A 13,269-nucleotide genomic window follows, 5' to 3' on the forward strand; every position below is an offset into this window, starting at 1 on the left:
GGCCGATGACCTCAGCCGACGACGCCACGTCCGACGACCTCACGTTCCAGTGGGACGCCGCCGTCGGACACCTGCGCGGTTCGCTGGCGACGTCGCACCTCGCGTTCGTCCGGCAGTCGCGTCCGCTGGGCGTGCTCAACGGCACCCTCCTGCTGGCCGTGCCGAGCACCTACACCAAGGACTTCCTCGAGACCCGGGCGCGCGAGGAGATCCTCGACGCGCTCGCTGTCGCGTTCGGGCAGACGCTCACGTTCGCGGTGACGATCGACCCCTCGCTGCAGGAGAACGACCCGGCGCTCGGCGCGCCGGCGGGCTCGGCCGACGAACGCACGGACTCGACCTCCTCCGCTCGCCAGCTGCCCGAGACCCGGCACGAGCCCAGCCACCGGCGCCCGCCGTCGCACGACTTCTCGGCCACCCCGCCGCGGTCCCCGGCGCACCGCCTGGACGAGGCGTCGCGCAGCTCCGCGGACGACGGCGTGGTCCCCGCACCGCGGCGCCCCTCCGTCGCCGAGCCTGCTCCGGGCAACGACCCGGCTCGGCTGAACCAGGCGTACACGTTCGACACGTTCGTGACCGGGTCGAGCAACAGGTTCGCCAACGCCGCCGCGTTCGCCGTGGCGGAGGCCCCCGCCAAGGCCTACAACCCGCTCTTCATCTACGGCGACTCGGGCCTCGGCAAGACGCACCTCCTGCACGCGATCGGTCACTACGCCCAGCGGCTCTACCCCGGCATCCGGGTGCGCTACGTGAACTCCGAGGAGTTCACGAACGACTTCATCAACTCCATCCGGGACGACAAGGCCGAGTCGTTCCAGCGCCGCTACCGGAGCGTGGACGTCCTCCTCATCGACGACATCCAGTTCCTGCAGGGCAAGAAGGAGACGATGGAGGAGTTCTTCCACACCTTCAACTCCCTGCACAACGCGACGAAGCAGGTCGTCATCACGTCCGACGTCGCGCCCAAGCACCTGGACGGGTTCGCCGACCGGATGCGCAGCCGGTTCGAGTGGGGTCTCCTCACCGACATCCAGCCGCCCGACCTCGAGACCCGCATCGCGATCCTGCGCAAGAAGGCCGGCCGCGAGCACCTGTCCGCACCCGACGACGTGCTCAGCTACATCGCGTCGCGCATCTCGACGAACATCCGCGAGCTCGAGGGTGCGCTGATCCGCGTCACGGCGTTCGCGAACCTCAACGGTCAGCCGGTGGACCTGCCGCTCGCCGAGATGGTGCTCAAGGACCTCATCACCGACGACGGCGACACCGAGATCACGCCCGCGGCGATCATGGCGCAGACGGCGACCTACTTCGGCGTCTCGATCGACGCGCTCTGCAGCGCCGATCGCACCCGGGTGCTCGTGAATGCCCGGCAGATCGCGATGTACCTGTGCCGAGAGCTCACCGACCTCTCGCTGCCCAAGATCGGCCAGATCTTCGGCGGCCGCGACCACACCACCGTCATGCACGCCGACCGGAAGATCCGCGAGCTCATGGCGAAGAACCGTGCGACGTTCACGCAGGTCACGGAGCTGACGAACCGCATCAAGCAGCAGACGCGCGCCTGAGCGCGGTAGCCCGCAGGTGAGGCGCGGGTGTGCTGCAGGTGTCTCACGCGCAAACCTTCAGCCATGAGTTGAAGAATGCACAACTGTGGACAACCCTGGGGACGGCGGTGGACAGCCGTCTCGGACGCGTGGACAGCCGGCCGCGTCGACGTGGAATCCACGCCATGTGATTCGACGCGATCCACGACACCCGCGACGCGTCCACGGCTGGTCCAGCACCCGCGTCCACACCCGGGATCGGCGGCGGACCGCGCCGTACGGCACTTCTCCCCAGGATCCACACCGCCTACTACGACGATGACACCTAGATCGATGACGGGGTTGTGGAGGACCCACTGCCCGGCCGACCCGGTTCGGGCGAGCTCGATCCGGTGGTTCCCGGACCACGCACCGATCGCCGACGGGACGCCGTCTGCGCGTCGGCGCGAGGGGTGAGCCACGGCGTCGGACACCACCACAGGCACGGACTAGGGTGAGGCCCCAGGTATCACCACACGACCGACCAGACCCCGAGACCAGATCCCCGGCAGGAGACGGCCACGAGCCGACGTCCTGCGCCCCCGGAAAGGTGACCGACGTGAAGTTCACCGTCGAACGCGACGTGCTCGCCGAGGCCGTCACGTGGACCGCCCGCTCCCTGCCGTCCCGACCGAGCATCCCGGTGCTCGCCGGCGTGCGGATCGAGGCGAGCGCCGAGGGGCTGGCGCTCTCGAGCTTCGACTACGAGGTCTCCGCGGTCAGCGAGATCACCGCCGACGTCGCCGAGCCGGGGTCGCTGCTGGTCTCGGGTCGACTGCTCGCCGAGATCTCCCGCGCCCTGCCCGCGCGCCCCGTCGAGGTCACGGTCGAGGGCACGCGAGCCGTCCTCACCTGCGGCTCAAGCCGCTTCACGCTGCTCACGATGCCGATCGAGGACTACCCCTCGCTGCCGGCCCTGCCGCCGGCGTCGGGCACGATCGACGCGCACGCCTTCGCCGAGGCCGTCGGCCAGGTGACCGTCGCCGCGAGCCGCGACGAGACGCTCCCGCTGCTGACCGGCGTGCGGATCGAGATCGAGGACGATCTCCTCACGCTGCTGGCCACGGACCGCTACCGGCTCGCGATGCGCGAGGTCTCCTGGAACCCGGCGACGCGCGGCATCTCCGCGACCGCACTGGTGCGGGCCCGTACGCTGTCCGAGGTCGCCAAGTCGCTCACGAGCGCCGGCAGCATCTCGCTCTCGCTGCCCACCGGGCAGGGCTCGGACATCGTGGGCTTCGAGGCCGGCGGCCGCCGCACCACCTCGCTCCTGGTCGACGGCGACTACCCGCCCGTGCGGCGCCTGTTCCCCGAGGTCACGACGTCCCACGCGGTGGTCACCACGTCGTCCCTCATCGAGGCCGCCCGCCGCGTCGCACTGGTCGCGGAGCGCAACACCCCGATCCGGCTGGAGTTCAGCGAGGGTCAGGTCGTGCTCGAGGCCGGTCAGGGCGAGGACGCGCAGGCGTCCGAGGCGATCGAGGCGAGCTTCGAGGGTGAGGCCGTCACCACCGCCTACAACCCGGGCTACCTCCTGGACGCGCTGGGTGCGGTGGGCAAGGAGTTCACCCGCCTGTCGTTCACGCACGGCACCAAGCCGTCCGTGATCACCGGCCAGACCGCGCTGGACTCCACGACCGACGAGGGCTTCCGCTACCTCATCCAGCCGATCCGCTTCGCGGGCTGACGCCCCGCGTCGGCTGCGCCACCTCCCGCCGTCGTCCTGGCTCCGTGCACGTCTCCGACCTCGCGCTGAACGACTTCCGGTCCTACCCGGAGGTGGTGCTCGCGATCCCGCCGGGCATCACGGCGTTCGTGGGTCCGAACGGCCAGGGCAAGACGAACCTCGTCGAGTCGATCGGCTACCTCGCGTCGTTCTCCAGCCACCGCGTCGCCAGCGACGCCCCGCTCGTGCGGCAGGGCGCGCAGCGTGCCGTGGTGCGGGCCCGCGCGCAGCTGGGTGAGCGGGCCCGGATCGTCGAGATCGAGATCAACGCCGGGAGCGCGAACCGGGCCCGGCTGGACCGTGCGCCCGTCGCGCGGGTGCGTGAGGCGGCCGGGATCGTGCGCTCGGTGGTGTTCGCCCCGGAGGACCTCGCGCTCGTCAAGGGTGACCCGGACGTGCGCCGGCGCTACCTCGACGACCTGCTCGTGCAGCGCACCCCCCGGATCGCCGCGGTGCGCGCCGACTACGAGCGCGTGCTGCGGCAGCGGACCTCGCTGCTCAAGTCCGCCGGCGCGCTCCGCTCGGGGCGGCGCTCACGCACGGCTGCACCGCCGGCTCCACCGCCCGATCCGGACGGCCCCACCGGCAGCGAGCCGACCGACGGCCGGTCCGGTGCCCTGCGCACGCTCGACGTCTGGGACGCCCAGCTCGCGGCGGCCGGCGCACGCCTGATCGCCGCGCGGGTCGAGCTGGTCCGGCTGCTGCGGCCCCTCGCGGCCGCCGCGTACGCGCAGGTCAGCAGCGCGCAGGGCGACCTCGAGCTCGGCTACCGGGCGAGCGTCGCGCAGGCGCGGCCCGACGACGCCCCGGACGAGGCGCCGCCCGGGGGGTGCGAGGAGGAGCTGCTGGCGGTGGACCTCGTCGAGGCGCGGCTCCTCGAGGCGATGTCACGCCTGCGCCCCAAGGAGCTCGAGCGCGGCGTGTGCCTCGTGGGCCCGCACCGCGACGACCTCGAGCTCGTGCTCGGCGGGCTGCCCGTCAAGGGGTACGCGTCGCACGGGGAGTCCTGGTCGGTCGCGCTCGCGCTGCGCCTGGCCAGCTTCGACCTGCTGCGCGACGACGACGGCTGGTCGGGCGGCGATCCGGTGCTCATCCTGGACGACGTGTTCGCCGAGCTCGACGCGCGCCGTCGGACCCGGCTGGCGGCGCTGGTCGCGCCCGCCGAGCAGGTGCTGCTCACCGCGGCCGTCGCCGAGGACGTGCCCGAGGAGCTCGACGGCGCCCGGTTCGACGTGATGGGCGGCGAGGTCACCCGTGTCCGGTGAGCGCGGGCACGACGGCGAGCACGCGGAGGACCAGACGCCCACCGAGGACGAGACAACGCCGGGCGACGCCGCGATCGTCGCGCTGGCCCGCGCGCGCGAGGCGGCGCGCGCCAAGGGGCTGCGACCCGGCCAGCGCCCGAGGTGGCGCGGCGGCGCGAACGGTGGCTCGGCGTCGGGCACCGAACGCCTGGTCGACGGGACGCGGCGCCCGGTGCCGGGCACCGGACCCGGCTTCCCGCCGGGCAGCCGGCCCGACCCGCGGCCGGTGGGGGAGACGCTCGGCCGCCTCATGGCGCAGCGCGGGTGGACCGAGCCAGTCGGCGTGGGCGGCGTGATCGGACGGTGGCGCGAGGTGGTCGGACCCGACATCGCCGACCACGCGACGCCCGAGACGTTCACCGACGGGCGGCTCGTGGTGCGCACCACGTCGACGGCGTGGGCCACGCAGCTGCAGCTGCTCCTGCCGCAGCTCGAGCGCCGCCTCGCGGAGGAGGTGGGCGAGGGCGTCGTGGCGGAGGTCGTCGTGATCGGGCCAGGGGCGCCGTCGTGGGTCCGCGGGCAGCGCGTCGTGCGTGGCCGGGGTCCGCGCGACACCTACGGGTGACCCTGCCCGGTCCGGGTCGGGCCGCCTCGTGGAGGCGCCTGTGGGGCGTCGAACCACGCCGACCCACCCGCGGAGGTTTGGTTGTCCACATAACACGGTCTGAGGGCCGTTCAAGGGGCTCGACGGGGTAGAATTGACCACACGAGTCCGAGCGCCGAGATCGGCGTGTCAGCGGACGTGCACCCGAGACGCCTCGTGCTCTCGCGCGCGCACGCGAGCTCCCACCCCGCCCGCGACCGACGACTCGTGCGTGCGCCTGACCGGACGCGCGCCGGTGCGACAGCGAGGATCCCCGTGACAGAGCCGACGCCCGAGGTCGAGCCCACCCCGAACGAGGCCGTGGAGCCGGCCGTCGAGCCCGTCGCGGCCCGCCCGGCGAACGGCGGCTACGACGCCCAGAACATCACGGTGCTGGAGGGCCTCGAGGCCGTCCGCAAGCGCCCGGGCATGTACATCGGGTCGACCGGCGAGCGCGGCCTGCACCACCTCGTCTACGAGATCGTCGACAACTCGGTCGACGAGGCGCTCGCGGGCTACTGCGACACGATCGACGTCACCCTGCTGGCCGACGGCGGCGTCCGCGTCATCGACAACGGCCGCGGCATCCCTGTGGCGATGCACCCCACCGAGGGCCGGCCCACGCTCGAGGTCGTCATGACGATCCTGCACGCGGGCGGCAAGTTCGGCGGCGGCGGCTACGCGGTCTCGGGCGGCCTGCACGGCGTCGGCATGTCCGTGGTGAACGCGCTGTCCAGCCGGATGGAGTCGGTGGTCCGGCGCGACGGCTACACGTGGTCGATGGCGTTCGCCGACGGCGGCAAGCCGGTCGGCGAGCTCGAGCGAGGCGCGGCCACCGACGAGACCGGGACGCAGCAGACGTTCTGGGCCGACGCGAGCATCTTCGAGACCACCGAGTACGACTTCGAGACCCTGCGCACTCGGTTCCAGCAGTACGCGTTCCTCAACAAGGGCCTGCGCATCTCGCTCACCGACGAGCGCGCCGTCGAGGAGCACGACGAGGTCGCCGGGGCGGACGACGAGGTCGCCGTCGCGCCCAAGCACCGCAGCGTGACGTACAAGTACGACGGCGGCCTGGTCGACTACGTCAAGCACATCAACTCCGCCAAGAAGGCCGACCTCGTCAACCCCGAGATCATCGACTTCAGCGCCGAGGACACCGGACGCACGATCTCCCTCGAGATCGCCATGCAGTGGACGACGGCGTACACCGACTCGATCCACACGTTCGCCAACACGATCAGCACCCCCGAGGGCGGCACGCACGAGGAGGGCTTCCGCGCGGCGCTCACGAGCCTCGTGAACAAGTACGCCCGCGCGCAGAACCTGCTCAAGGAGAAGGACGAGAACATCAGCGGCGAGGACATCCGCGAGGGGCTCACGGCCGTCATCTCGATCAAGCTCGGCGAACCGCAGTTCGAGGGGCAGACGAAGACCAAGCTCGGCAACACCGAGGCGCGCACGTTCACCCACTCAGTCGTCTACGACCAGCTCGGCGACTGGCTCGACTCCCACCCCGCCGAGGCCAAGGAGGTCGTCCGCAAGGCGATCCAGGCCTCCGCCGCACGGATGGCCGCGCGCAAGGCGCGTGAGGCGACGCGGCGTAAGGGGCTGCTGGAGGGCGTCGGCATGCCGGGCAAGCTGCGCGACTGCTCGAGCCGGGACGCCTCGATCTCCGAGGTGTTCATCGTCGAGGGTGACTCGGCCGGCGGCTCGGCCGTGCAGGGCCGCAACCCCGCGACGCAGGCGATCATGCCCATCCGCGGCAAGATCCTCAACGTCGAGAAGGCCCGGCTGGACAAGGCGCTGTCCAACCAGGAGGTCCAGGCGCTCATCTCGGCGTTCGGCACCGGCATCGGTGAGGACTTCGACATCTCCCGGCTGCGGTACCACAAGATCGTGCTCATGGCCGACGCCGACGTCGACGGCCAGCACATCTGCACGCTGCTGCTCACGCTGCTGTTCCGCTACATGCGCCCGCTCGTGGAGAACGGCCACGTCTTCCTCGCCGCGCCGCCGCTGTACAAGCTGAAGTGGACGAACGCGCCCCACGGCTACGCCTACTCCGACCGCGAGCGCGACGCGCTGCGCGACGCCGGGCTCGCGGCCGGCCACCGGCTGCCCAAGGAGGGCGGGATCCAGCGTTACAAGGGTCTCGGCGAGATGAACTACTCCGAGCTGTGGGAAACCACCATGGATCCGGAGACGCGCATCCTCAAGCAGGTCACGATCGGTGAGGCCGCGGCCGCCGACGAGATCTTCTCCATCCTCATGGGCGAGGACGTGGAGTCCCGCCGCTCCTTCATCCAGCGCAACGCCCGCGACGTGCGGTTCCTCGACATCTAGGCGTCCGCCCGGCCGCCCCGCGCGCACGGCGCGCGGACCACCCGGCCGGGTGACGCCGTCGGGAACCCCACCGCCACAGAAACGGACCACCGTGACCCAGCCCCCTCGCGACGACGAGCCCACCACTCCCGAGCCCGGCGACGGCGCGCCGCACAACCACGGCCGCATCGAGCAGGTCGACCTGCAGCTGGAGATGCAGCGCAGCTACCTCGACTACGCGATGAGCGTGATCGTGGGCCGCGCGCTGCCCGAGGTGCGCGACGGCCTCAAGCCCGTGCACCGTCGCGTGCTCTACGCGATGTACGACGGCGGCTACCGTCCGGACTCGGCGTTCTCCAAGTGCACGCGCGTCGTCGGCGACGTCATGGGCAACTACCACCCGCACGGCGACAGCGCGATCTACGACACCCTCGTGCGCCTCGTGCAGCCGTGGACGCTGCGCTACCCGCTGGTGGCGGGGCAGGGCAACTTCGGCTCGGCCGGCGACGACGCCGCTGCCGCGCCGCGGTACACCGAGTGCCGGATGGCGCCCCTGGCCATGGAGATGGTCCGGGACATCGACAAGAACACCGTCGACTTCGACTGGAACTACGACGGCCGCACGCGCGAGCCGGTCGTGCTGCCGGCGCGCTTCCCGAACCTGCTGGTGAACGGAAGCGCCGGCATTGCCGTGGGCATGGCGACGAACATCCCACCGCACAACCTGCGCGAGGTCGCGTCCGGGGCCCAGTGGTTCCTGGAGAACCCCGAGGCGACCAACAACGAGCTGCTCGCGGCGCTCATGCTGCGCATCAAGGGCCCGGACTTCCCCACGGGTGCGCAGATCCTCGGCGTCAAGGGCATCGAGGACGCCTACCGCACGGGTCGCGGCTCGATCACGATGCGCGCCGTCGTCGAGGTGGAGGAGCTGCAGGGCCGGCAGTGCCTCGTCGTCACCGAGCTGCCCTACCAGGTCAACCCCGACCGGCTCGCCGCCAAGATCGCCGAGCTGGTCCGTGAGGGCAAGGTCTCCGGTATCGCCGACCTGCGGGACGAGACCTCCGGTCGCGCCGGCCAGCGCCTCGTCATCGTGCTCAAGCGCGACGCCGTCGCGAAGGTCGTGCTCAACAACCTCTACAAGCACACGCAGCTGCAGGAGACGTTCGGCGCGAACATGCTCGCGCTCGTCGACGGCGTGCCGCGCACCCTCAGCCTCGACGCGTTCATCCGGCACTGGGTCGACCACCAGGTCGAGGTCGTCGTGCGGCGCACGCAGTACCTGTTGGACGCCGCCGAGAAGCGGATCCACATCCTGCGCGGGCTGCTCAAGGCGCTGGACGCGCTGGACGACGTCATCGCGCTGATCCGGCGCTCGCCGTCGGCGGACGAGGCCCGCACGGGCCTGCAGGAGCTGCTCGACATCGACGAGGTGCAGGCCACCGCGATCCTCGACATGCAGCTGCGCCGGCTCGCGGCGCTCGAGCGGGCGCGCATCCTCTCCGACTTCCAGGCGATCGAGGCCGAGATCCTCGAGTACCAGGCGATCCTCGCGAGCCCGGAGCGGCAGCGCACCGTGGTCTCGGAGGAGCTCGCCGCGATCGTGGACAAGTACGGCGACGACCGCCGTACGACGATCCTGCCGTTCGACGGCGAGATGAACGTCGAGGACCTCATCCCGGTCGAGGACATCGTCGTGACCATCACGCGTGGCGGGTACGCCAAGCGCACCCGTACCGACGCCTACCGCGCGCAGCGCCGGGGCGGCAAGGGCGTGCGCGGCGCACAGCTGCGCGAGGACGACGTCGTGGAGCACTTCTTCGTCACGACGACCCACTCCTGGCTGCTCTTCTTCACCAATCTCGGCCGGGTCTACCGCGCCAAGGGTTACGAGCTGCCCGAGGGCGGCCGCGACGCCAAGGGCCAGCACGTCGCGAACCTGCTCGCGTTCCAGCCGGGGGAGGAGATCGCCCAGGTCCTCACCATCTCCGGCTACGACGCCGCCGACTACCTCGTGCTCGCCACGCGCCGCGGCCTCGTGAAGAAGACCCGCCTGGCGGAGTACGACTCCGCGCGCACGGGCGGCGTCATCGCGATCAACCTGCGCACGGACTCGGGCGGCGAGGTGGACGAGGTCGTGTCGGCTCGCCTCGCGAACGCGGACGACGACCTGCTGCTCGTGTCCCGCGAGGGCCAGTCGATCCGGTTCACCGCCGACGACGACGCGCTGCGCCCCATGGCGCGGGCGACGTCGGGCGTGACCGGGATGAAGTTCCGGGCCGAGGACGAACTGCTCGCGATGGACGTGGTGCGCGAGGGTGCCGCGCTGTTCACGGTCACCGAGGGCGGCTTCGCCAAGCGCACGCTGCTGTCGGAGTACCGGCTGCAGGGCCGCGGTGGTCTGGGGATCAAGGTCGCGAACGTCGTCGAGGCGCGCGGCCACCTGGTCGGCGCGCTCGTCACCGACGAGGCCGACGAGGTGCTCGTCATCATGGAGCGCGGCAAGGTGGTGCGCTCCGCGGTGGCCGAGGTCAACCTCACCGGCCGCAACACCCAGGGCGTCACGTTCGCCAAGCCGGACGACGGCGACCGCATCATCGCCGTCGCGCTCGGTGAGCGGGCCGAGGTCGTGGAGGCCGAGGCGCCCGACGGCGAGGCGCCCGACGGCGAGGCGGTGGACGCGCCCGGCGCGGTGCGTGAGGATTCGGTGCAGGCTGCCGACGGCTCCACGCCGTCGCCGGAGGCGGCCGGGACCGATGGCGTAGCGTCGGCACCGACCGTTGCCGCGCCTGCTGGGACCGCCCTGACCGAGGAGCCCGCCGGCGCGGACGATGACGAGGAAGAGACGCGATGAGCCAGCCCACGTCCGGCCCCACCACCGGTGACGCCCCGACGGCGACCACCCCCGTGCGCACGTCCGCCAAGCAGAGCGTGCGCTCGGGTCCCGTGAGCGGGACCCTCGAGGCCGACCCGGCGACCGCGCCTGCGTCGTCGTCCACCACGACCGACCGGTCCACCGGCGACCGCTCGACGGCCACGTCGTCGCCCGGGTCGCGGCCCGCGCCCAAGCCCGCGCCCCGGCCGGCCCCCGGCGGCCCGCGCAGGGTGCGCCTGTCGGTCTCCCGGGTGGACCCGTGGTCGGTCATGAAGCTCGGCTTCCTGCTGTCCGTGGCGCTCGGCATCGTGACGGTCGTCGCGGCCGCCGTCGCGTGGAAGGTCGTCGACTCGATGGGCGTGTTCGCCGACCTCGAGTCGCTCTTCACCGACCTGGACGCCACGAAGCAGTTCGGCGTCGTGCTGGAGTACCTGCGGCTGAAGAACGTGATGTCGCTCGCCACCGTGGTCGCGATCATCAACGTCGCGCTCATCACGGCGCTGACCACGCTCGGCGCCTTCATCTACAACATCGTGGCCGCGCTCGTGGGCGGGCTGCACATGACGCTGACGGACGACTGAGGTTCGCTGCGCCGTCGCGCGCGTGCTGTCGTCGAGGGCCGGCCACCGATGCGGTGGCCGGCCCTCGACGTCTCCGCGCGTGCGCACGGCCCTCGACGTCTCCGCGCGTGCGCACGGGCCTGGCGGGAGGTCTTGTCGGCGGAAGGGTGCGGGCGCAGGCTGGGGCCATGAGCGACGACGGCGAGCCCCTGTTCCGCGCGACGGCCGCCGTGCTGGACGCCCCCGATCCCGAGGCGCTCGCGCGCTTCTACGGCGAGCTGCTCGGGTGGACGGTCACCGTCGCCGACCCGACGTGGGTGACGGTCCGTCCGCCGTCGGGGATGGGGCTGTCGGTCCAGCGCGAGGAGCGGTACGTCGCGCCGGTCTGGCCCGCGGGTGAGGGCGACCAGCAGATGCAGCTGCACCTCGACGTCGAGGTGACGGACCTGGCGCGCGGCGTGGAGCGGGCGCTCGCGCTCGGTGCACGGCTGGCCGAGTGGCAGCCGCAGGAGGACGTGCGCGTGCTGCTGGACCCGGTGGGGCACCCGTTCTGCCTGTGGATCGAGACCTGACCGGTGCCGGGCGGGCCCGGGCGCGGCCGTCGATCCGGGAGCCCATCGCCGTCCCACGCGGCGCTCCGTGACGCCACAGCGACTGTCCGTTCCGCCACAGCGACTGACCCGCGAGCTCGGGCCGGCCGCCGTTGCGTCGGCGCTGGTCAGCGAGCGACGAGCACCGCCGACCCCGCGACGAGTCGCTCTCGCGTCACGCAGAGTCGCTCTGGCGTCACGGGGCTCGAGCGCGGCCCAGCCTCGCTCGCGCCTCCCACGAGCCCTCGGTTTGGGGAGCGGGCCCGGAGTGGGGTAATCTCGACCGGCGCGTGCGGCAGATGTCGAGCACGCCACGGGCCTATAGCTCAGTCGGTTAGAGCGCTTCCCTGATAAGGAAGAGGTCCCGCGTTCGAGTCGCGGTAGGCCCACACTCTCCCCTCCAGGAGGTCACGATGAAGCGTCTGCTCGTGCTGGCGGCCCTTGCCGGCCTCGGGTACCTGGTCTGGCGTGAGGTCTCGGCCGAGCAGGCCGAGCGCGACCTGTGGCGAGAGGTCACCGACCCGGTCGAGTGACGATCCACCGGCCCACCTCGGGCCGACGGGGCCTTGGCGCAATTGGTAGCGCACCTGCTTTGCAAGCAGGGGGTTAGGGGTTCGAGTCCCCTAGGCTCCACCCAAAGTGTCTTGCGGGAACACGCGACATCGGAAGATGTGGAGTGTTCCCGTTCGGCTTCTTTGCCTCCGGTCGTCGCTTGAACGATGGTGGCGAACGGCTCCGCGAGGCGCGGGCGCAACTGCTCGTCCTCAGTGATCTCCAACCGCGCGTAGAACGCTTGGTTCGCCAGCCTCCTGCTCCCGTCATCGGAGTGCGCGTAGGCGCGGTGAGCGTCGGTGAGGAGCCGCAGGCTGTCGTGGAGGAACGCCCTGCCGCCGACGTGTTGCTCGTGGTGCTCACGCAGGCGGTGCTCGATGCTCGCGAGCCCGGCGCGGATGCGGTCTTGGTGCCGTTTGAGCGTGGGTAGGTCGATGGCGTCGGCGAAGTGCGCGGCGAGAAGCTTGTCGCTCTCGGCTTCCAGGCGCGCCCGGTTCGCGGTGAGGTCGGCGAACTCCTGATCCTTGCCCGCACTGCGCTTGTCGAACGCGGCGTCAACTTCGGCGGCGAGGTGGCGGTAGTTATCTTCGCTGATCGTGATGTTGGCGTAGGAGTCCGCTACGAGCCGTTCCGCGACCTGCACGGGCACGGCACGGCGGGTGCAGGTGGTCTTCTTCGCAGCCCGGCCTGAGCAGACGAAGTAGGCGTACGTCGTGCCGCGCGGGTTGGTCGCGAAGTCCAGCAGCATCCGCGACCCGCAACTGCCGCAGTGCAGCAGCCCTTTCAGGTGGTGGGCGTGCTGGACGTGCCGGGTTGCGTGCGCGTTGCGCGCCTTCAACAGCGATTGCACCTGATCGAAGAGCGCAGGCTCCACGATGGGCTCGTGCGCGCCAGGATGCAGCGCGCCCTTGTAGCGGATCACTCCCGCGTAGTACGGGTTCGTCAGCACGCGGCAGAGGGCATTCTTCCCCAGCGGCTTGGATGGCCGTTTCGGTGTCGGCACGGACAGAAGCCCGCGTGCGGTGAGGTCGCGTAGAAGCGCAGTCACGGAGGTCTCCCCTTCCGCGTAGCGCTCGAACGCCCAGGCGATGAGCGGTGCGCGCTCGGGATCGACTTCCACTGTTCGGACCTCGCGGCCGCGCTCGTCAGTCTTGCGGACGTTCAGGTAGCC

The 13,269-nt window shown here is 71.4% G+C and carries 9 protein-coding genes, 2 tRNA genes and 1 pseudogene; 11 read left to right on the forward strand and 1 reads right to left on the reverse strand.

What is annotated here, in order from left to right; genetic code table 11:
• Nucleotides 1-5 precede the first annotated feature (5 nt).
• From dnaA to FH969_RS08700, 11 genes are all read left to right on the forward strand, one after another.
• Nucleotides 6-1,568, forward strand: a complete 1,563-nt coding sequence (gene dnaA / locus FH969_RS08655) for a chromosomal replication initiator protein DnaA (protein ID WP_139986964.1) — start codon at nt 6-8, stop codon at nt 1,566-1,568.
• A 577-nt stretch (nt 1,569-2,145) separates the two neighbouring features.
• Nucleotides 2,146-3,273, forward strand: coding sequence for a DNA polymerase III subunit beta (gene dnaN, locus FH969_RS08660; RefSeq protein WP_108720101.1), 1,128 nt, complete (start codon nt 2,146-2,148; stop codon nt 3,271-3,273).
• 44 nt (nt 3,274-3,317) lie between these two features.
• On the forward strand, nt 3,318-4,577 hold the full coding sequence (locus FH969_RS08665) for a DNA replication/repair protein RecF (protein ID WP_139986966.1): 1,260 nt from the start codon (nt 3,318-3,320) through the stop codon (nt 4,575-4,577).
• On the forward strand, nt 4,567-5,181 hold the full coding sequence (locus FH969_RS08670) for a DciA family protein (protein WP_139986968.1): 615 nt from the start codon (nt 4,567-4,569) through the stop codon (nt 5,179-5,181). The genes FH969_RS08665 and FH969_RS08670 overlap by 11 nt, the downstream gene beginning before the upstream one ends.
• 294 nt (nt 5,182-5,475) lie before the next feature.
• Complete coding sequence (gene gyrB / locus FH969_RS08675; RefSeq protein ID WP_425462457.1) at nt 5,476-7,545, forward strand: DNA topoisomerase (ATP-hydrolyzing) subunit B; 2,070 nt, start codon at nt 5,476-5,478, stop codon at nt 7,543-7,545.
• A 91-nt stretch (nt 7,546-7,636) separates the two neighbouring features.
• Nucleotides 7,637-10,375, forward strand: a complete 2,739-nt coding sequence (gene gyrA / locus FH969_RS08680) for a DNA gyrase subunit A (protein ID WP_425462458.1) — start codon at nt 7,637-7,639, stop codon at nt 10,373-10,375.
• Nucleotides 10,372-10,977 carry a DUF3566 domain-containing protein gene (locus FH969_RS08685; protein WP_139986970.1) on the forward strand — a complete coding sequence of 202 codons (606 nt, stop codon included), beginning with the start codon at nt 10,372-10,374 and terminating at the stop codon, nt 10,975-10,977. The genes gyrA and FH969_RS08685 overlap by 4 nt, the downstream gene beginning before the upstream one ends.
• 167 nt (nt 10,978-11,144) lie before the next feature.
• On the forward strand, nt 11,145-11,528 hold the full coding sequence (locus tag FH969_RS08690) for a VOC family protein (protein ID WP_108718671.1): 384 nt from the start codon (nt 11,145-11,147) through the stop codon (nt 11,526-11,528).
• A 333-nt stretch (nt 11,529-11,861) separates the two neighbouring features.
• Nucleotides 11,862-11,935: transfer RNA gene (locus tag FH969_RS08695), tRNA-Ile, on the forward strand.
• A 24-nt stretch (nt 11,936-11,959) separates the two neighbouring features.
• Nucleotides 11,960-12,079: a DLW-39 family protein gene (locus FH969_RS15465; RefSeq protein WP_218975294.1), complete on the forward strand. Its 120-nt coding sequence runs from the start codon at nt 11,960-11,962 to the stop codon at nt 12,077-12,079.
• Between the two features lie 27 nt (nt 12,080-12,106).
• A tRNA-Ala gene (locus FH969_RS08700) sits at nt 12,107-12,179 on the forward strand.
• Nucleotides 12,180-12,723: 544 nt separating this feature from the next.
• Here FH969_RS08700 and FH969_RS15740 read toward each other — a convergent pair.
• Nucleotides 12,724-13,218, reverse strand: a pseudogene (locus tag FH969_RS15740) (recombinase family protein); the annotation flags it as partial.
• Nucleotides 13,219-13,269 lie beyond the last annotated feature (51 nt).

The sequence above is a fragment of the Miniimonas arenae genome (assembly GCF_006351005.1).
GTDB classification, from domain to species: Bacteria; Actinomycetota; Actinomycetes; order Actinomycetales; family Beutenbergiaceae; genus Miniimonas; species Miniimonas arenae.

Excerpts from the sequence above, each read along its gene's own strand:
- dnaA (WP_139986964.1), top strand. The coding sequence starts at position 6 with ATGACCTCAGCCGACGACGCCACGTCCGACGACCTCACGTTCCAGTGG.
- FH969_RS08685 (WP_139986970.1), top strand. The coding sequence starts at position 10,372 with ATGAGCCAGCCCACGTCCGGCCCCACCACCGGTGACGCCCCGACGGCG.
- FH969_RS08690 (WP_108718671.1), top strand. The coding sequence starts at position 11,145 with ATGAGCGACGACGGCGAGCCCCTGTTCCGCGCGACGGCCGCCGTGCTG.
- FH969_RS15465 (WP_218975294.1), top strand. The coding sequence starts at position 11,960 with ATGAAGCGTCTGCTCGTGCTGGCGGCCCTTGCCGGCCTCGGGTACCTG.